Genomic DNA, 20,468 nt, shown 5'->3' on the forward strand with positions numbered 1-20,468 from the left:
GCACTCGCTCCTTTCTGAGGGGATTCATCTATGTAACATTCACTTGCCTTTCAATAGACGGGTTTAGGTTATGTAGAATACCGATGGTTTATTAATGAGGCGGTAAAGTTTCAGCCTTTTGCCTGGATCATAAAAAGGCCCCCTAAAGAGTGTCCTTTAGGAAGCCTATTAAGCCTGCCGTTTCGTATTAATAAGCAGTCCAGCCGGCATCGGCTGTAACGACGGTGCCGTTGACAAAGCTGGCTTCATCCGAAGCGAGGAACAATACGACCTTCGCGACCTCTTCCGGTTCGCCCGCGCGTGGGTTCAGGTTCATGCCGGCCATGGCTCGTTCCATGCCGAACGAATTCGGCGCGTTAATGGTGGTGCCGATATTGGTGCTGACGCCGCCCGGAGCAACGGCATTACAGCGGATGCCCTGCGTCGCATATTGGAAGCCGACATTTTTGGTCAAGCCGACCACGGCATGTTTGGCCGCCGTATACGAAGCGCCAGCTCTGGACCCCATCAGTCCACCGGCAGAAGCTATGTTCACAATGACTCCGCTTTTCTTCTCCAAGAAGATCGGCAATGCTTTACGAATGGTTCTCATCGGCCCCGTTGCGTTGATGGCAAATACGCGCTCCCACAGCTCATCCGTCACGTCCGCTGCCGGTACGAAATTGTCCATGATGCCGGCATTGTTGATCAAGATATCAAGCGTTCCGTATTCTTTAACGGTGGCGTCCACCAACTGCTGCACTTCTTCTTCCTTGGCAACATTCGCGGCCACAGCCAAGGCCGTGCCGCCATTCGCTGCGATTCCGTCCACTACGGCTTGCGCCGCCTCAAGCCGAAGGTCGGACACCACGACTTTTGCGCCTTCTGCAGCAAACAATTCTGCCGTCGCTTTTCCCATTCCGGAAGCAGCCCCGGTTACAATCGCAACTTTACCAGATAATCTCATGCTTCATACCCCCATTATTCGTTGATCAAATTTTAATATCAGGCACAATATATCAACAGCTGTTCAATACCAGACATATGTCAAATCTAGTATAATCAAAGTATGATATAGGTCACAATCATTAAAAAACGCAAAAGTGTGCGTTAACGAACAAAATACGGGGATCTGTTTATATTTGAAATAATTAAATTCGTTATATTTTCACCGAAAGGACTCTTGCCTATGCAAACGAACAGAAAAAGGAGCGACCGGCGCATCGTCCGCAGCAAAGAGGCTTTAAAGCAGTCGCTGCTGTCGCTGCTCTCGCAAAAAAGCTTCTCCAGCATTTCCATCACGGAAATCGTCGAATCGGCCAACTATAATCGAGGTACCTTCTATACCCACTATGACAACAAAGAGGCTCTGCTGGATGATATCCTGACTCCGCTCATGGAGGAGCTAATCGCTTCATTTAGAGCTCCATACGGGGATGTCGACGTTTTTCATATCGATGAGCTGCCCGCCAACGCGGTCAAAATATTCGACCATATCCATCAAAATGCCGGCGTGTACACGTCCCTGTTCAAAAGCGATGTGCTGCCGCTGGTCCGGGATAAAATGTTCACCGCCCTTAAGCAAATCGCCTTGGAGGATTTGGACTATCCGGGCGAAGAGCTCAATCATGAACTTCTCATCATTTATAATATGAACGCCTTAATCGGCCTGGTATTCCACTGGATCGAGAACAATTTCCACTATTCCGTCCCTTATATGAGGGATCAGCTGATTCTTATGATCAACTGGAGGCCGCGAAGCGTTAGGACGCAGATCAAGCGGACGGACCCTACATGAAATCGGCGTTGATAACCTTGATACTGTAAGTAGAAAAACCATGAGCCCTTTCTTAAGCAAGTGAAAGGATTCATGGTTTTTCAACGTCGATCTGCCATAGAACACCATTTAAAATACGCTTTCTCCTTTCCTTCACAGGTTCCTCAGCGGTTAATCGATCATGAACCCGCTTTTCTTACAACCGGATTCTTATTCTTGTTGGTCTAAAGGCATGGATAGGACCGTCATCGTCGTTGTATGCCCATACTCGCTGCACTGATAGATAAAGGTTTCGAGAGACTTCATCGAACCTGTTTCGATTTTCATCAGAAAATTGTATTGGCCGCTGACTTGGTATATCTCGACGACCTCCTGCGATTGTTTGGCGAATGTCGTCAGACGGCCGCAATGACTGGCCTGGATCAGGATGAAGGCCGTTACGCCCTTCCCCATTTTTTCAGCTGAAAGAACCGTACGATACTCTGTAATTACGCCTTTCTCCTCCAAACGCTTCACACGCTCGGATACCGCAGGCTGCGTCATGTTGACCTTTCTCCCCAATTCGGAGAAGGAGATTCTTGCATTATGCTTTAACAGCTCCAAGATTTGAAGATCAATTTGATCCATGATTACACACTCCCTGCCTTCCCAACTACAATTTCCAAGTCGAATGTACGAAACAGCTATGATTTCAAAGTATTACGGTAGGAATTCCTTGATTATCATCTGTAACTATACGGCTCTGATTTATACAATGGAACTAGGTTAACAAGCCCCATTCTAGGAGGTAAATACAATGACGATCAGCCTGCACGATTCCATACGAATCGGAACCTTACCATTGAAGAACCGAATGATCATGGCTCCTATGCAGCAAAATCAAGGAACGCCGGATTCTCATGCAACCGATTATCATGTGAAATTTTACAGTGAACGGGCGGAACATGTCAGTATGATCATTATCGAATCTACCGTCGTGTCGGCAAACGGCCGGTTGTTCCCGGACGATATTGGAATATATACCGAACTGCATGCAGCTTCCCTACGCAGAATTGTCGATGCGGTCCATGCGAAAGGAACACCGATCTTCATCCAATTGACCCACGCTGGCAGAAAAGCATGGCCTACCGTCACCGAAAAAAGTCTGGCTCCTAGTGCGATTGCCTACGATGATCAATATGGACTTCCCGAAACGATGTCCCAAGCGGACATTATCGCGGTCATCGACCAGTTCCGGATGGCTGCCCGCCGAAGCCTCCAGGCCGGCTTTGATGGAATCGAGCTTCATGCCGCCCATGGTCATCTCCTCCACCAATTCCTCTCTCCACTGTCGAATCGGCGAACGGACGCATATGGTGGGAGCCTTGAAAACAGAGTCCGCTTCATCCAGGAAGTTCTGGCGGCCATCCGTACCGAAGTAGGAAACGACTACCCGGTACAATTGCGGGTTTCTGCATCCGACTTTGCCGATGGCGGCCTGACGCCGGCAGAGGTTGCGCTCGCCTTGACGTACCTTCAGTCCGAACTGGATGCCGTGCATGTATCTTCGGGTGGTCTCGTTCCTGCTGCACCTTTAGCCACGCCGGAAGGCTACCAAACACCTTATGCGGCGGTGATCAAACAATATGTAAACATTCCGGTAATCGCGGTCGGCAATATACGCACCCAGGCGTTCGCCAATTTCATTCTAGCAGATGGGATGGCAGATATGATAGCCATCGGCCGCCCATTGCTGGAAGATGCAAATTTCGGTAAAAAAATGCTGACCTTAGCTTAATGACTGCGAACTCAAGCAACATAGTCGTTAACTTGCGCAATTCAATAGAAAAGCCAAAGGCCGTCTCTGCAGGGAGCTTGGAACTCCCCTCGGAGACGGCCTATTCTTGAAGCCGATCAATTTTGCATCAGAACCAATTTGCCGATCCTCCTCAATAAACCGTGATCAAACGCCCCCATTGCTGTAGCAAAAGGATAGGAGGTTTAGAGTACCGTCAGGATCGAAACATCTTAAGCCGGCGGCAGGGTCGTCGATTGGCGGACGATCAGCTCCGGGGGGAGCACGATTGGACGGGCAGGATCACCCTTGCCGGACAGCCCCCTTACGACAAGATCAACCGCCATGCGGCCCATCTGCTCGATCGGCTGGGCAATAACGGTCAGCGGCGGATCGGTTACGCTGGCCAGAATCGTATCGTCAAAGCTGACGACCGAACATTCCTCCGGTACGCGCAGTCCGAGTTCGCGGGCCGCCCGAAGGGCACCGACCGCCAACAGGTCGTTGCAGCAGAACAGTGCCGTGGGTCTTACCGCTAGCTCCAGCATGGCTTTAGCTCGCCGGTAACCATCCTCGATCTTATGGTCACAGGCTGCAATACAGCCGGGGGACAGCTCCAAACCGTGTGAAGCGGCAGCTTCAACAAATCCCCTTACCCGCTCGCTGCTGCTTGTCACCCGTTCATTCTCAGCAAGCACTGCGAGTCTGCGATGACCCAATTGTAGCAGATGCTCCGCAGCCAGCCGTCCTCCCTCCAGGTCATGTACCCGGACGCTGCTGGCATCAAGCGCAGGATTGTCCCGGGCAATAAGCGCTATCGCCAGCGAATGCTCTTGAAGCGGCTTAAGCAGCTCGCCATGGGATATACCCGTCCCGATAATCACGCCATCCACCTGCTTCTGCCTCAACAGATTAACGTAGCGCTTTACTTTCTCTTCTTGGTTGTCCGTGCTGCAGATGATCACGCTGTAACCGAGCTGATGTCCTTGATCCTCGACGGAGCGAGCCATCTCGGCAAAAAACGGGTTGGAGATATCGGGAACGAGCAATCCAAGAGTAAAGGTTCTTTTGCCGGCGAGGGCGGAAGCAATCGCGTTCGGCCGATAGTTCAGGCGCTTCATGATATCCAGAATTTCCTCACGCCGTTCGCGGCTGATCTTGCCCTTGCCGTTGATGACATGAGAAACGGTGGCAATGGAGACGCCGGCTTCGCGCGCAACGTCATAAATAGTCGATCTTATCATCCCTTGTGCTCCATTTGTTTAATTTTGGAATTTCAATTTATTATGCGCCTTCCTCTCTTTTAGCGCAAGGCCGATTTGTTTTTAATGCCGCCTGCAGACATTCAATCAAAAACCCTTGCCTGGATCTTATCTGACTTTATCTCATCAGCCAGTCATGATCCGGGTCGTTGCGGAATTTCCATATTCGCTTCGGACCTGCCATGACGTTCAGGTAATACACGTCATAACCCGGAGGGGCGGAAACCGGATGGTAGCCTTCAGGCACCATCACGGCCTCGCCGTCTTTAACCGCCATCGTTTCGTTCAGCGACCGGTCATCCGTGTAGACCCGCTGCACGGCAAACCCCTGCACCGGCTCAATCCGGAAATAGTAGGTTTCCTCCAGCAGCGACTCCTCCGGCAGCTCGTCGCGGTCATGCTTGTGGGGCGGGTAACTGGACCAGTTGCCTCCGTCCGTGAACACCTCGACCACCAGCAAACTGTCGGCCGGCTTTTGCTCCGGCAAAATATTGTGCACCAGACGCGACATGCTGCCGCTGCCCCGGTTCTCGACGCCAACATCCTGCGGCTCAATCAGACGTGCCCGATGATTCCCTTGCCCCGGGGCAAGGCACACCGCCAGCTCTATTTCAGTAAGAGCCTTGACCTCATACTGCTGTTGCGAAGGCACATAAACGGTGTAGGGGGGCGTCTTTTCGAACACGCTCATGCGTTTGCCAATGTTGTCCCAGCTTTCTCCCCCGGCCTTCACGCCGGCCCGCCCGGACAGGAGAACAAGGGCCGCCTCCTGATCTCCCGTGGCCCGGCTCAGCGTCTGGCCTTCGCTCAAACGGAAAACCTGGAAGCCTACATACTCCCATCCTGCCGTCTGCGGGGTAATCGACAGCACGCATCCGTCCCGGTCCGGAGTCGTTGCGGGTACAATTAAGTTCGGCATGGTCTTTCTCCTCCTTGGTCGTGGATCAGATCTGCAAATCACGAAGCTATTATCCCACTGAAGTACCGGCGGTCAGCTCGGCCAGCTTCACCGGACGGCCCTGTTCCAGCGAGCGTTTAGCCGCCAGCGCAATCAGCTCCGCCTGCAGTCCGTCGTGACCGCTAACCGGCACTGGCGTGCCGTTCTGAAGGCTTTCGATAAACTGCTTCGCCTCGTTCATGTACGCTTCCGTGTACCGTTCCAGAAAGAAATACAACGGCTTGTCACGGGTGACGCCATCCGGGCCGCTGACCACCGTGGTGCTTGGATAATCGTTGTCGGCGGTCACGCTGCCGCCGGAGCCGAATACCTCCACCCGCTGATCATACCCGTAGACGGCTTGGCGGCTGTTGTCGATGACGCCGAGCGCGCCGTTTTCAAACCGAAGCATCGTCACGGCTGTGTCAATATCGCCCTGCTCGCCGATGGCGGGGTCCACCAGCACCGCGCCTTGGGCAAACACCTCGACCACCTCGCTGCCCGATAGGTAACGGGCGATGTCAAAATCATGAATCGCCATATCCATAAACAGGCCGCCGGAACCTTTAATATATTCCGGATGCGGCGGGTTCGGATCGCGCGAGGTGATCTTGATCAGATGCGGTTCCCCGATTCTTCCCTCGGATACAATCTCCCGAACGCGTCTGAAGTTGTGGTCGAACCTACGGTTGAAGCCGATCTGCAGGCTAACGCCTCCCGCTTTCACGGCCGCCAGCGCTTCGAGGGTCTGGTCCACGCTCAAACTGACCGGCTTCTCGCAGAAAATATGCTTGCCGTTTGCGGCGGCCTGCTTAATGAACGGGACATGCGTATCCGTCGAGGAGCAGATCAACACGGCATCGATATCCGGGCGTTCCAAGATTTCGATGCTGTTGTTTGTGACGACGGGGATGGCCCGCGACGCCGCCCAGGCACGCAGCTCATCGCCGGCGAACAGGTCGCTGATGGCTGAAATTTTCGCGCCGGGGATGCGCAGCAGGTTATCCGCATGGATTTTGCCGATTCGTCCGGCACCGATGATTCCGATATGAATGGTTTTCATATGAACGTCTCCTCTGCTTCAGGGCTACCAGCGCGCCGTCACCATTTTTTTGCGGGTATAGAATTCCACGCCGTCCGTGCCGTTGGCATGCAGGTCTCCATAGAAGGAGTTTTTCCAGCCGGAGAACGGAAAGAAAGCCATCGGCGCAGGAACGCCGAGGTTTACGCCCAGCATGCCGGCATCGATATGTTCGCGGAACTGGCGCACATCGCTGCCATTCTGCGTGAACAGACAGGCCCCGTTGGCGAAATCGGAGCGGTTCGATATGTCGACGGCCTCCTCCAGCGTCTCTGCCCGCATGATGGACAACACCGGGGCGAAAATTTCGTCCTTCCAAATCTTCATCTCGCTTGTCACTTCATCAAAAATCGTCGGTCCGACAAAATATCCGGTTCCGTTCACGGCCTCGTCCTCGCGACCGTCACGAATCAGCTTCGCTCCTTCCTGCTCGCCCGCTTCAATATAAAAGAGCGTACGCTCCTTGTGGGCTTGCCGGATTACCGGCCCCAGGAAGACGCCTTCGTCCGCTCCGTTGCCGATGGAGATTTCATCGGCCGCCTGCTTCAGCTTCGCGATCAGCGGTTCGGCTACGTCCCCTACGGCCACCACCACGGAGCAGGCCATGCAGCGCTCACCGGCAGAGCCGAAGGCAGCGCTGACGATCTGGGTGACGGCGGCGTCCAAATCGGCTGTCGGCATCACGATGCTGTGGTTTTTTGCTCCGGCCAAGGCCTGTACGCGCTTGCCATGGGAAGAAGCGGTTTTGTACACATGCTCCGCCACCGGTTGGGAGCCGACGAAGGACACGGCGGCGATGCCGGGATGCTCCAGCAAAGCGTTGACTACATCATGGGCGCCGTGAACGAGGTTCAGGACGCCGTCCGGCAGGCCCGCTTCCGAGAACAGCTCTGCCAGGCGCTGAGCCAGGAGCGGCGTACGTTCCGAAGGCTTCAGCACGAACGCGTTGCCGCAAGCGATGGCGAGCGGAAACATCCAGCATGGCACCATCATCGGAAAATTGAACGGCGTGATGCCGGCCACAACGCCAATCGGATACCGGTACATGCCGGATTCCAAATGGGTGGCGATGTCCGGAAGCTGTTTGCCCATCATCAGCGTCGGCGCCCCGGCGGCAAACTCGACGCATTCGATGCCGCGCTGGACTTCGCCGTAGGCTTCGGCATAGCTTTTGCCGTTCTCCGCCGTAATCAGGCGTGCCAGCTCCTCCCAATGCTCCACGAGAAGCTGCTGGTACTTGAACAGGATCCGCGCGCGCCGCGGCACGGCGGTCTTGGCCCAGTCGCGTCCGGCTTTGGCAGCCGCTTCCACCGCTTGGTCCACGTCCTCCTTGGTGGAAAGCGGGACGTAAGCAAGGATTTCTTCCGTCGCCGGGTTATAGACCGGTTCGCTGCGTTCCGATCTAGAAGGCACGAATTCTCCGCCGATATAATTGTTCAGGATTTGCGTCATGCGAGTTAGCCCCTTTCGATTGAATCAGTCAGGATAAATAATGATTGCTGCTTCAAGAATTGGCGATAATTTCGCCTCGCTTGCAGCGCTCGATATAATCGAGAACCGCGGCGCTTGTCGGCATCGCATCGGAGCAGCTGTGGCTGGAGATGACGATGCTCGCTGCAGCACTGCCGAACTCCATGCAGCGTTCGATAGCCCAGCCCTGCATTAGGCCGTACAGGAAGCCGGCGGCATACGAATCCCCCGCTCCGAACGTCTTGATGACCTTCGCCGGAAAGCTTTGAGCTGTATGGCTCCCACCGCCGGGGGTATAAGCGATGGACCCCTCCTTGCCGTGCTTGATAATGACGATTTTGGCCCTGTAATCAAACCACTTGGCAGCCGTGACGCGGTCGCTTCGTTCCGGGTTGCCGCCGAACTGCTCCATCATATCGAACTCTTCGCGCGTGCCGAGGATAATGTCGCATTTTTCCGCCGCTAAATTGTAATAGGTTGCCGTCTCCTGCGGTGATTTCCATGTGTACGGACGGTAATCGAGGTCAAACGTGATCACGGCGCCGTGGCGCTTGGCATAGTCCAGAGCCAGAAACACGGCTTCCCGGGAGGGGCTGGCCGCGAGCGCGGTCCCGGAGATGAGTATCATTTTGGCGGATGCGATCAGCTCCTCGCTCACTTCCCCCGTCTCCAGCAGCAAGTCCGCGGCGTTGTCCCGATACATCAGAATGCTGCAGTCGGTCGGGCTCCTGATCTCGGTAAAAGCCAGACCCGTTACGGCCCCCGTGTGGTCGGTGGAGACGCCGTTCGTCGCAATCCCGTTATCCTCCAGATATTTGGTAATAAAACGCCCCATCTGATCGTCCGCCACCTTGCCGATGAAGCCTGTATTCAGGCCTAGGCGGGCCATCCCGATACAGATATTGGCGGGGGATCCGCCCACATATTTGGTAAACGTGATCGTCTCTTCCATCGGCCGGTTAATCTCATTGGCGTTCAGGTCGATGCACAGTCTGCCCACGGCCACGAAATCCATCGTTTTTTCGTTATTGAACGTGATTTCACTCATGGATAAACCTCCTCGTTCGGATCAGCCCTGGCCGAGCAACCATATGATTCGGACTCCATGGCTCCGCTCTTCTATGGACCGTTATCACTTACAGCTTTCGTAAGACTTTCGGTTATAATAAATTTCCAACCCGTAAACACTTCCCGCTCAAGCCGCCCACATTTGAGTTCGTTACTGGGGGGATGAGTATGTTACGATTCCTCCCTAAACGGGAGTCATGTCGCCTTGAGCCAAGCTCGACCCTCGAGAGGTGGACTTCAACCCTGTATCTTTGTCAGTCCGTCCAAGCTGTCCAAGTATTCAATCGCCCGTTGAGCGTACTCCTTGGCCGGATGCAGCGCCGGATCCTGCTCACCCTCCAGCATCGCCCAGCCGTCATAGCCGCGTTCGACGAGCTCTCCGATTATCGGCGCGAAATCGATGCATCCATCGCCGGGAACCGTAAACACGCCCCTGCGGATGCAGCTTACGAAATCGCAGTTGTCCTGTCTCGCCTGTTCCAGCACATCAGGCCGGATATCCTTCAGGTGGATATACGCGATCCGGTCATAATGCTTGCGGAGCAGCTCCAGGGGGTCGTTCCCCCCGTAATAGGCATGACCGGTATCGTACAGGAGAGACACCAGCGAAGCGTCGGTCATGGCCATCAGCCGGTCGACCTCGTAAGGCTGCTCCACAACCGTACCGCCATGATGATGATAAGCCAGCTTCATGCCGTAATTCGCCGCAATCTCCCCTGCCTGGTTCAGCCCTTCCGCCAGGCTTTCCCATCCGGCGTCATCCAACCGCAGCACGATGCTCTCATTCGGCGTCCGGCGGGGATCGAAATGCAGCGAGCCGCCTACCTCCGCCGTGCTGATGACTTTGCTGCCGAACCCCGCCAGAAACTCCGCATGCCGGCGGTAGTCCTCCAGTTCCTGCTTCCGGTAATCGGGATCGGAGAACAGCACCGATTTCCACTGGGAAACCAGCTGGATACCGCGGGCATCCAGCTCCCGCTTCAGAACCGCAGGATCCTTCGGGAATTTACGGCCCATCTCCGTGCCTTTCAGCCCCAAAGCCGCAATATCGTCCACAATCGTCTCAAACGCCGTGCCGTCCCCATGCTCTTTTACATCCTCGCCGACCCAGTTGATGGGATGGATCCCAAGCTTAAACAGCCTGTTGCTCATATTCAGCACTCCTTTGCTTTGTGAGGTAGGGGCTTGCTTCCTTGCTCAAGTGCCCTTAACCGACGGCTTCCTTGCCCCGAACACCTTCATGGCCTTCCGTCTATCGGGCTACCATGACAGCCTTTGTTGTCTGCACCGCGCTTGCTTTCTCCCGCGCAGATGTTTCGCGTTGGATGACGGTTGTCAACCACATCCCTAGGCTATAAAGTTAAAGGCCTTTCAGCGCAGCCGCTTAGTAGGGCCTGGCTTCCTTGCTTCGGGCCGCCATCTGGCGCTGCGCATCGGTTACCTTGTTAGAGGAAGATACCTCCGGCACCTCTACGCGCCACCAGGACTCATAACCGTCGGTGTTCGTTCCCGGAACGACCGGAACTTCGATCAGCGTCGTCACCTTTTCCTTCCTTGCCTGGAGCAACGCTTCACGCAGCTCTGCCGGGGTGCGGCCCTTATAGGCTTTGGCACCAAGCGCGCGTGCGTGGGCGGCAAAATCAATCGGAAGATAATCGCCGGTGAGTCGTCCCGTGTCTTCCTCGCGACGCCGAAACTCGTTGCCGAAGCCGTCGCTGCCGTTGCTCCGCTGCAAATTGTGAATGCATTGGAAGCCGTGGTTGTCGAACAGCAGTATCGTTATCTTGCGGCCTTCCTGCAAACTGGTGACCAGCTCCGAGTGCATCATCAAATAACTGCCGTCGCCCACCATTGCATAGACCTCGCGGTCCGGTTCGGCCAGGGCCACGCCCAAAGCGCCGCTCACCTCATACCCCATGCAGGAGAAACCATACTCCATGTGGTACGTCTTCGGCTCGGCCGGCCTCCATAACCGGTGCAGATCCCCTGGAAGACTGCCTGCCGCACAGACGATGACCGATGACGGGGAGATGACCTCGTTAATGACGCCGAGCGCCCTTGTCTGCGACAAGCCGTCGGGATGCTCCGCAGCGTACAGACGGTCTACCTCACTGTCCCACTCGGCTTTCAGCCCGGCAAGCTCGCCTTTTTCGTACTCGGCTTGATAGCTATTTTGAGACAGGATCTCCTTCAGTGCCTGCAATCCTTCCTTCGCATCGGCGATCAGCGATTCGCCGCCGAGCTTGGCTCCGTCCGCGCTGTTGACGTTCAAGTTCAGGAACGATACGTCCTCCCGTTGAAACGCCCATTTGGAGGACGTCGTAAAGTCCGAATAGCGGGTGCCGATGCCGATTATCAGATCGGCCTTTGCCGCTGCGCGGTTCGCCGCCAGCGAGCCGGTTACGCCCATCGCCCCCAGGTTCAGGGGGTGATTCCAGGGAAGCGCGCTTTTACCGGCCTGCGTTTCAGCGACCGGGATGCCGAAGGCTTCCGCAAAGGCAGCCAAATCCCCGGCAGCCTCGCTGTAGTGCACGCCGCCTCCGGCGATGATGAGCGGCCGCTTGCTTGCTGCAATCTGCGCCGCCGCCCGCATCAGTCCTTGTGCCGCAGGCGGTCGGCGGTCGATGGCGTGCACGGTTTTCTCGAACAGCGAATCGGGGTAATCGTAAGCCTCAGCCTGCACGTCCTGCGGCAGCGCCAGCGTGACCGCTCCCGTCTCCGCCGGATCCGTCAAGACGCGGATCGCCTGCCGGGCCGCCGCGATCAGCTGCTCCGGCCGGGAGATCCGGTCCCAGTACCGGCTCACCGGCTTGAATGCATCGGCGGCCGATACGGTGTAGTCCGACGAGGCTTCGATCTGCTGAAGTACCGGATCAGGCTGGCGGCAGGCAAAGTTGTCCCCAGGCAGCAGCAGAACCGGAATACGGTTCACGGTTGCCGTTGCCGCTGCGGTGACCATATTCAGCGCGCCGGGTCCGATGGAGGAAGTGCAGGCCCAGATTTGCCGCCGGTTCTTTTGCTTGGCGTACGCCGTCGCTGCGTGCACCATGCCCTGTTCGTTTTTGCCCTGCATATAAACCAGATCCCCGGCGCTTCGTTCCAAAGCCTCGCCAAGGCCGGTCACGTTGCCGTGTCCGAAGATTCCCATTACCCCGCGCACAAACTTCGTCTCCACCCCATCGACGGAAACATACTGTGCATCCAAAAACTTCAGCAGCGCCTGTGCCATCGTTAATCGAGTCGTTGTCAACCGGTTCATCTCCTTTTCATCGTCAATATATCCTGTGAAGAAAGCTATTTACGAATTAAGCGCTTAACTCATCGTACCGAAACGCCTAACCAGTTAACGGTTAAGCGCTTTAATGAAAGTGTATGCCTTACTTGCCGTTCAGCATGCCTTTCAATTTCATGATCTCCGCGCACGCCAGCATCATGATCCCGATCCCGTGGTTGTCATTGACCACCGTGAGCAGATCATGCTTATAATAATCCCCGGTGAATGAATAACGGGATCCGCTGCACACGCCGTGCACGCTGCCGTGACGGTCGATGGCCTTCTCGGTCAACCCCTGCCATGCTCGAATGGCTGCATCGGTAAAAGGTGCCGGTTCCTCCAGCCAACCGAACCGGACGCCTCTGGCAAAGGCATAGGCGAACATGGCCGAGCAGGAAGCTTCCTCGTAAGCTTCCGAATCGGTAATAACCTGCTTCCAGAGTCCCGACTCCCCCTGATAAGAAGCAATTCCGGCGCACAATTTACGGAAAAACTCAAGCAGCGCAGGCCGGTCCTTATGATCCTCCGGCAAACGTTCCAGCAGTTCCGATAAGGAGAACAGGCTCCATCCGTTTCCACGCCCCCAAGGAATTCGGGTCGCTTTCCCGTATTTGAAATCGAATACGTGGCTCATCACGCCTTCCTCCGGCATGAACAGATACTCCCGGTACCTCAAAAACTGCCTGGCCGCTTCGTCCAGGTAGGAGGAATCGCCTGTCATCCCGGCGTAGCGTGACAAGAACGGCGTGCTCATGTACAGATCATCCGCCCACATCGTATCTGCGGAATACTCCAAACCGCACAGACGATAGAAAGCGCCGTCCTCCCGGCGTTCCAGGCGGTTCATCATAAAATCCGCAATGTCCTCCGCGACTTTTACAACTTCCGGATTGCCGCTTTCCTTATCGTCTTCCAACATCGCCGAGCCGAACGAACCACAGTTGTCCAGCATCTTGATCAGCACCAGCTGATGGTTCACGGACGGAAAACCGTAGGTGTCCCGGTCCCAGACGGCGTATTCGTACCATTGGGTGCAGATGTCGATATGCGCCCGGGCATATTCCGCGATATCGGACCGCTCCAGCGCTCGCGATGCTTGAAGAAGTCCATACATCGTGACACCGAGCGGATAGTCCCAGCGCCCGAAATTGGTGGCGGACCCGGAGGTCCATTTGTTGCTCAGCATGGCGTTCTCATAGAATGGCCTGACCCGGTAACCCGGCGCATCCAGGGACCAGCCGGTCAAACCGCGGCCGTCCGCACGCGGAAACAGTCTCTTGACCGAGCACACCTCTTCCGGCGTTTGCTCCTCCACTGCGGCCAGCGGCCCGGCATACATCCACGGAGACGGCGCGCCTTGTACCGGGACGGGAAGCACAAACTCCAGCTCTCCCTGCGAAGTATAGGCATGAAGCTCAACCCCCCATCCCGACGGCCCGCCGTGGCTTCGTACCAACAGATCCCCTCGGCAGGCCGAAGCGGGCAGCTTGCAACCGAAGACGCCCCCCTCAATGTCCATGACGGAATCATCGCCGATCCAGATCTCCGTCCTGCCCAGGGCGCTGCCCTTGAACTCAACATGGTCAACGCCGGCAGGCACCTTAAGCCGGCTCCATGCATACCCGACAGCCGGTGCCTCCGGCAGGCCGAATATCCTCTCGAAGTTCGGTTTATCCGCTTCCCCCTCACTCCAGGCTGTGAGCGGAAGCCAATCCATGCCGGTTTCTACTTCGGACCCGTGAGCGTTCGGAAAGACGCCGCTTTCGCCGAGCGTGCCGGCAGCCAGCGGTCCGACATATGCCCAACCGGCGGTGTCCTTCCGGTCTGCAAAAGGAGACAGCACCTGCAGAATGCGGACCTTGCCCTCCACGGCTCCGAAGCGGCAGCCGAATCCGGCTTCGGTCCTCCGGACCTCAATCAACAATGTGTTCCAGCCCGGGCTCAGCACCAGCGTAATGGCGATTTTGGCATCGGGCTTCATCTCGTCCTCGGCACCCGAACGATACATCAGCCGCTCGTTCAGATAGAAGCGGACCGGGCTGAACGGCATGATCGCGGCATCCAGCGAACGTTCATCGTCGCTCCACACCAGACCAAGGGCGTAGGCGGCCTCCCCTTGCTTCGCTTCCCGGAACCGGTCGCCGAAGTTGAAGTCATAATATCCTTCCTCGGTCTGAAGAATACCCGTTTCGCCGAACGGCCGCAGCGCGAACGGAATTTCCGGATTCGCCCCGATATAGCGCCCTGCGATCGTCTTCAGTATCCCGGCATCATCGTCGCCCATCCAATACCGGATGCTTTCACGGGCTTCGATATAGCTTGTCATGAGGATCCTCCCCTTTCCGTTCGGTCAAACCTCGCCGCTGGCGAAAGCTTGATATGAATCTCCTTCACGAAGGGGGCCACCACATTCAGCAGCAGCGTTCGGAAGCCGAGCGGATAAGCCGCTTCCCGGACGCCAGCCGCCGTGTGCTGCAATCCGCCACTACTGATTTCCAACCAATCGCCGTCCATCTCGTAACGAATGCTCCCTTCCATCCAGAATTGGGCATCCCCGCCTGCTGGAGCAAGCTCTCCGCCGCTAAGGTTGCCGGCCGCCGGAAAAATCAGCGAGATTTGCGACACGACCTCCTCCGGCTCCGTCGAGGAAATGACCAGCTTCCAGCCGTCGCTGGCTTCCACCACTTCCACCTCCACCTTGTGCCGCTGGACATGCGTCTGCGGACGAGATTGATGCGGCAGCAGATACCAAGGGCTGACGCCTTCCTTTGCGCTTTGAGGCAGAGCTGCTTCCGGCACCGGCCCGTTATAGCCTTTTTCCTGTTCGCCGGATAACCGGTATCCCTGCTCCAGCATCGTCAGCCGGCTCATCTTGACAAAGCCTGGATCGAAATAGGAAGCGAACTGCACGCCCAGAAGGCGAGCTGCTCCATGACGCAGAGAAAAGAAGGAGGACATCTCCGTGCTTACGGTCACGCTGGTGCGGCCCTCACGGATTCGCGCAACCGGAGCGCCAAAATCCGTGTGCATCCGGCTGTATCGGATAACGCCGTGATGGCCGGCATCGGCAAATCCGGACAAGTAGCGCTCCCTTGGAAATTCGCCGTTCAGCACGACGCGGTAATGCTCCGGCATGGGCGTTGTCTCTGCCCCCTCGCGCATGAGACCCGGATCCAAGAGCAGCCGAACGGCTGCGTTGGTCGGTGCTCCGCCGGGATGTTTCAGCAGAGACAACGACTGTTCCGCCATCCCTTGAAATACCGGATCGCGGTCCAGGGAAGCCATCATCAGAGACGGCAGGAAGTACCCCGACATATCAAAACTGTGACCATAATCCTGCCGTCCGGAATATTCCGTGACGATCTCCCCGTCCGGGTGGACCAAATAAGTCATCATCTTCAGATTGGCCCGTACCGGTATCAGCAGCTCCGGACGCTTCAGCAGCCTGGCCGCGTGAATCAGCATGACGTCGCTGACGACGTTGTAGATCCCGTTGCTGCGCTCGGTCCATTCTCCGTCCAAGGTGGCGTCCATGCCTTCGGCGAGCCACTCCTCCGCCCTGTTCAAGGCATCCGGCGAATCAAAAAGCTCATTCAAGAAGCCCAGCGCCGCGCAGATCACCCATCGGTGGTTCGGCGTATGGCAGCCTCCGCTAATCAGCGCAGGCAAGGTGCGCTCCAGAAACAGCAGCATATCCGCAGCCGCTTCCTTCAGCTCCGCCCAACCGTCAGCCAGAATCAGCTGTGCGGCTTGCGCATATCCAACCACCACGAAGGCGGTATCCGGGGGGGAATGGAAATTCGTCCAGCCGGGCGAAATCGTACCGTCGCCGTGCTGAGCCGCTAGCATATAACGGGCCGAAAGCGCAAACCTGTGAGCCAGCTCCTTATCGCGGTAATATACGGATGCCGGATTGCAGAGTGCTGCTGCCCATATCGCCATGGCGGTCGGCGTCCCTGTATTATGGTTGGGCGATGGCAAACCGTTCTCCATGGTGCGCACCCCGCCGCGCCAGCGATGCGTTTCCTCTAAGATCTGGCGGTCCATCCCCTCCCGCACCCAGCTGTCATTGACTTCAAAAACCCTGTTCAGCATCATACAATCCCCCTAATATCCGTCATCCTTAACCCTTCACGGCACCCAGCATCACGCCGCTGACGAAGTAACGCTGCAGCCACGGGTACACAACAAGAATCGGCACCGTGGCAAATACGACGCTTGCCGCTTTCAGGCTTTCCGTGGTTGCTCTGACACCGGCTGCCGGTCCCTCGTTGCGGGTCAAATCCGTAATCATATTGTTCTGTACCAGCTGATACAGCTTCAGCTGCAGCGGATACAGCTCTTCCTTCGTAATATAGAGCAGCGTGTCCTGGAATCCGTTCCAGCGCCCAACCGCGTAGAACAGGCTCAGCGTCGCGATGACCGGCAAAGACAGCGGCAAAATGATTCGAAGCATCGTTCCGATTTGGCTCGTACCGTCGATCTCGGCCGCTTCCTCCAGACTTTCCGGAATTCCGTTGAAGAAGGAGATCAGGATAATCAGATAAAACGGACTGATCAGCCCCGGAAGAACAAGCGCCCAGATCGTATTCAGCAGGTTCAGGTCCTTCACGAGAATGTACTCCGGGATAATGCCCCCGCTGAAGAACATGGTCACAATGATGATAAACATAAACACTTTGCGGCCCTTCAGCTTCTTTTTCGTCAACGGGTAAGCGGCAATCATCGTCATAACCATGCACAGCACCGTCGTCAGCAGCGTCAGCATAATCGTAAAGCCGAGAGAACGGATCATGCTGGAATCCGAGAATACGGATTGATATGCCTGAAGGCTGAACTCCACCGGAAACAACGTCACCTCGCCGGACGTTACCGCCCGGTTGGAGCTGAAAGAAATCGCGATAATATGGAAAAAAGGCGCCAGACAGAGAAGTACGAAAACCGCCAGCAGGATCATGTTTACGGAATCAAAAAAGCGGTTCGACACACGCTCGCTCATGAGTGAATCTCCTTTCTGCAAAAACGTTAAATGATGGACTCGTCCGTCAGTTTTTTGGATGCATAGTTGGCGCCGAGGATAAAGACGAGCCCGACGACAGCCTGGAACAGGCCGACCACCGTAGCCAGGGTATACTGCCCGGATTCCAGACCCGTCCGGTACACATAGGTACTCAGCACGTCGGAATAATCCATGACCGCTTTATTGCCGATGACAAACGGACGGTCAAAGCCGATCGAGATCATATTGCCGAGGTTGATGATGAGGAGCGTCACAATCGTCGTTTTCAGGCCCGGCAACGTGATATGCCAGATGCGCTTGAACCTGCCCGCTCCGTCCACTTCTGCCGCTTCAAACAGTTCCTTGTTGATGCCGGTCAAGGCAGCCAGATAGAGGATGGTTCCCCAGCCGGCGCTCTGCCACACCCCCGTCGCGAGGTACGTAATGAGCCACGTGTTTTTTTCGGTTAGAAAAGGTACCGATTCAAAACCGAGCGCCATCAGCATGTTGTTGATCATGCCGGATTGCGTGCCGAACACCTGGTATACGATGCCGCCTATGATAACCCATGAAATGAAATGGGGAATATACAATATCGTTTGGGACAAACGTTTAAACCACTGGATTCTAAGTTCATGAAGCATGATGGCGAGAATCAAGGGCGCCGGAAATGATACCACAAGGTCCAGCAGGTTGAGCATCAGCGTATTGCGGAGGGTTTTATAAAAATCCTGGGTCTGGAAAACTTCGCGGAAGGCATCCAGTCCAATCCATTCACTTCCGGTGATTCCTTGGAAGAAGTTGAAGTCCTTAAAGGCGATCTGTACGCCCCACATCGGGCCGTATTTGAAAATAATGAAATAGACCAAAGGCAGAACAAGCAGTGCGTATAATTGCCAGTACCGGCGCAGGTAAACGGTTCCTCTCATCTGTATCATCCTCTCCTTGCTCATGACGCCGGGAGCGAAGGAACGGCCTCTTGAAGAAGCCGTCCTTTCCTTTTTCCCGCTGGTTTACTTGGGTTGCATCTCCTGATAAACTTTGGTCCGCTCATCAAGAATCGCCTGGCCGCCGCTGACCATGTAATCCTTCATGGTCGCTTCAAATGTTTTCTCGAAATCTTCCGGTTTCGCCATGGCCGTCTTCACGATCATCTCTTCGTATTTGGCCTGCAGGTTGGTGCCGTATTTCGCCTCAGCCTCGATCGGACGGTCGAAATTGACCGGCTTAAACGTATCCGTTGCCGAGATTTCCACGGCCTTGCGATGCAGATCCTGGAACTTTTCCGGGAAGTTGGTTGTCAGTTTCTCCCGGTTCTGCGTTTCGTCGCCTACAAAATTACCGTTGGCGATAATGGCAATGTCGCCGCTGTTGTAAAGCCGGTCAATCACCTCTTGAGGAGCGTCGGTCTTCATGACGGGAATGCCGTCCACCATTTCGTAGTTCTCGCCTTCCACGCCGTTTTGCAGCGCCAGCAGATTATCCGGGTCAGCCATCCAATTCAAGTATTTGATCGCTTCTACAGCATGTTGGCTTGTTTTCGGAATCATGATGTACATGCCGTTTGGAGCGTATTCCGGCTTCGCATGCTTGCCTTCGGAGTTGGTGAATGGATCGATCGGCGTAAGCTTGGCGTCCGGCTGGTTTTTGAGCAGCGTGTCATAGGTGCCGTCCGCGTAGTACATGTTCGGATAATCCTCCGTCAGGAAGCCTGTAAGACCGTTGGTCACGTCCTGGGTCAACTGCTTCTTGTCTTCGTCCAAGCTGAAGTCGCGGCTGATCAGCCCTTCGTTGTAAAGCTTGTTGAAAAATTGCAGCGCATCCTTAAAGCCCGGAAGCAGCGTCGGATAGTCGTTGGCTCCAAGCTTTTGCAGCAGCGTGTACTTCTGTTCTTCCGTAGTCGGCTGAATAAAGGACCAGATCAGCGGATCGTACTGAGCCGGTTCGATCGTCATGCCGAAGGGAATGACCTTGCCGCCGGTTTCGCCCGGATCCTTTTCTTTAAAAGCTTTCAAGACCGCGTACAGCTCATCGGTCGTTTGAGGCGCATCCATGCCGAGCTTTTCCAGCCAATCGGCGCGGATAAAGGAAGAATACTTGCCAAGGAAGGCCCGTTTGCCGGGAACGGCGAACTGCTTGCCCATGTACTGGCCGTATCTCATCGCGTCCTCATCGAGGAATTCCTTCAGATTCGGACCGTGCTCGTTGATCAAATCCGTCAGTTCCGTCAATCCACCCTGCTCTGCGTAGCGGTTGAAGGTCGGCGTGTCATACGTAAATACGATATCCGGCACATTGCCGCCGCTGGCCATGAGAACGTTCAGCTTCTTGATCTCCTCGGAACGGGGGACCGGTACGAATTCCATCTTAATGTTGTTAGGGGTTCCAAAGTTGTCCTGGATATATCGGGTAAGATAACTGTCGGTGATGGTATAAGGCTTCGGTGTATTGCCTCGGTCAAAAATTTCGACCTTCAGCGTAACCTGCTTGCCGTCATTGGAGCCGGAATCCCCGCCCGAAGCATTGTTGCTGCTGCCAGAGCCTGAGGAACACCCGGATAATACAACTGTTCCGACCAACAGCATGACGAGCGTGAGCTTTGCGAGCTTGCCCCATGTTTTCTTGCTTGCTGCCATCATTACATCCCCTTTTCTATTTGGATTATGTCCCTGCCGATTTGCGCCGATCTTATTCATGATAGAAAGCTGCGGATTCATCCGAATTGCTTCGGACCACGTAATGTAAGCGCTTAACCTCTCAGGTGTTCTCAGTATGCCTCAAGGGCAAGCGGATGACAATAAACCAAATTCCAAACGTGAGAACCCGCTTCGTTACAAGGTTTCAACG

16 protein-coding genes are annotated in these 20,468 nt (G+C 55.6%); 2 read left to right on the top strand and 14 right to left on the bottom strand.

Translation table 11 applies throughout. The features are described from left to right. Positions 1-187 precede the first annotated feature (187 nt). The gene (locus MHH82_RS18605; RefSeq protein WP_251496717.1) at positions 188-946 is read right to left on the bottom strand and encodes an SDR family oxidoreductase; all 759 of its coding nucleotides are present in this window, start codon (positions 944-946) and stop codon (positions 188-190) included. 222 nt (positions 947-1,168) lie between these two features. Here MHH82_RS18605 and MHH82_RS18610 point away from each other — a divergent pair, with 222 nt between their 5' ends. Then, complete coding sequence (locus MHH82_RS18610; protein WP_015735877.1) at positions 1,169-1,777, top strand: TetR/AcrR family transcriptional regulator; 609 nt, start codon at positions 1,169-1,171, stop codon at positions 1,775-1,777. A 189-nt stretch (positions 1,778-1,966) separates the two neighbouring features. On the opposite strand, the gene MHH82_RS18615 is transcribed toward MHH82_RS18610, so the two are convergent. After that, a complete protein-coding gene (locus MHH82_RS18615) occupies positions 1,967-2,383 on the bottom strand; it encodes an Lrp/AsnC family transcriptional regulator (RefSeq protein ID WP_015735878.1) in 417 nt (138 codons plus the stop codon). Positions 2,384-2,552: 169 nt separating this feature from the next. Between MHH82_RS18615 and MHH82_RS18620 the strand changes: the two genes are divergently transcribed. Beyond that, the gene (locus MHH82_RS18620; RefSeq protein WP_340967281.1) at positions 2,553-3,533 is read left to right on the top strand and encodes an oxidoreductase; all 981 of its coding nucleotides are present in this window, start codon (positions 2,553-2,555) and stop codon (positions 3,531-3,533) included. Between the two features lie 230 nt (positions 3,534-3,763). Here MHH82_RS18620 and MHH82_RS18625 read toward each other — a convergent pair whose 3' ends face one another. From MHH82_RS18625 to MHH82_RS18680, 12 genes are all read right to left on the bottom strand, one after another. Further along, the gene (locus MHH82_RS18625) at positions 3,764-4,774 is read right to left on the bottom strand and encodes a LacI family DNA-binding transcriptional regulator (RefSeq protein WP_340967283.1); all 1,011 of its coding nucleotides are present in this window, start codon (positions 4,772-4,774) and stop codon (positions 3,764-3,766) included. A 136-nt stretch (positions 4,775-4,910) separates the two neighbouring features. Further along, a complete protein-coding gene (gene iolB, locus MHH82_RS18630) occupies positions 4,911-5,711 on the bottom strand; it encodes a 5-deoxy-glucuronate isomerase (RefSeq protein WP_340967285.1) in 801 nt (266 codons plus the stop codon). 49 nt (positions 5,712-5,760) lie between these two features. Next, the gene (gene iolG, locus MHH82_RS18635) at positions 5,761-6,792 is read right to left on the bottom strand and encodes an inositol 2-dehydrogenase (protein WP_340967287.1); all 1,032 of its coding nucleotides are present in this window, start codon (positions 6,790-6,792) and stop codon (positions 5,761-5,763) included. Between the two features lie 24 nt (positions 6,793-6,816). After that, positions 6,817-8,262: a CoA-acylating methylmalonate-semialdehyde dehydrogenase gene (locus MHH82_RS18640; RefSeq protein ID WP_340967290.1), complete on the bottom strand. Its 1,446-nt coding sequence runs from the start codon at positions 8,260-8,262 to the stop codon at positions 6,817-6,819. Positions 8,263-8,314: 52 nt separating this feature from the next. Next, positions 8,315-9,328 carry a 5-dehydro-2-deoxygluconokinase gene (iolC, locus tag MHH82_RS18645; RefSeq protein ID WP_340967293.1) on the bottom strand — a complete coding sequence of 338 codons (1,014 nt, stop codon included), beginning with the start codon at positions 9,326-9,328 and terminating at the stop codon, positions 8,315-8,317. Between the two features lie 257 nt (positions 9,329-9,585). Continuing rightward, the gene (iolE, locus tag MHH82_RS18650; RefSeq protein ID WP_340967295.1) at positions 9,586-10,500 is read right to left on the bottom strand and encodes a myo-inosose-2 dehydratase; all 915 of its coding nucleotides are present in this window, start codon (positions 10,498-10,500) and stop codon (positions 9,586-9,588) included. A gap of 232 nt (positions 10,501-10,732) precedes the next feature. Continuing rightward, a complete protein-coding gene (gene iolD, locus MHH82_RS18655) occupies positions 10,733-12,598 on the bottom strand; it encodes a 3D-(3,5/4)-trihydroxycyclohexane-1,2-dione acylhydrolase (decyclizing) (RefSeq protein WP_340967297.1) in 1,866 nt (621 codons plus the stop codon). 127 nt (positions 12,599-12,725) lie between these two features. After that, on the bottom strand, positions 12,726-14,948 hold the full coding sequence (locus tag MHH82_RS18660; protein ID WP_340967299.1) for a glycoside hydrolase family 88/105 protein: 2,223 nt from the start codon (positions 14,946-14,948) through the stop codon (positions 12,726-12,728). Further along, positions 14,945-16,720 (bottom strand): hypothetical protein, encoded by a 1,776-nt coding sequence (locus MHH82_RS18665; RefSeq protein WP_340967301.1) that lies wholly within the window; start codon positions 16,718-16,720, stop codon positions 14,945-14,947. Before MHH82_RS18665 ends, MHH82_RS18660 begins: the two co-directional genes overlap by 4 nt. Positions 16,721-16,745: 25 nt before the next feature. Continuing rightward, entirely contained in the window at positions 16,746-17,621 is an 876-nt protein-coding gene (locus MHH82_RS18670) for a carbohydrate ABC transporter permease (protein ID WP_036660879.1), read from the bottom strand. 26 nt (positions 17,622-17,647) lie between these two features. Further along, the gene (locus tag MHH82_RS18675; protein WP_036660881.1) at positions 17,648-18,550 is read right to left on the bottom strand and encodes an ABC transporter permease; all 903 of its coding nucleotides are present in this window, start codon (positions 18,548-18,550) and stop codon (positions 17,648-17,650) included. 84 nt (positions 18,551-18,634) lie between these two features. Next, the gene (locus tag MHH82_RS18680) at positions 18,635-20,260 is read right to left on the bottom strand and encodes an extracellular solute-binding protein (RefSeq protein WP_251496734.1); all 1,626 of its coding nucleotides are present in this window, start codon (positions 20,258-20,260) and stop codon (positions 18,635-18,637) included. Positions 20,261-20,468 lie beyond the last annotated feature (208 nt).

This window comes from Bacillus sp. FSL K6-6540 (assembly GCF_038007545.1).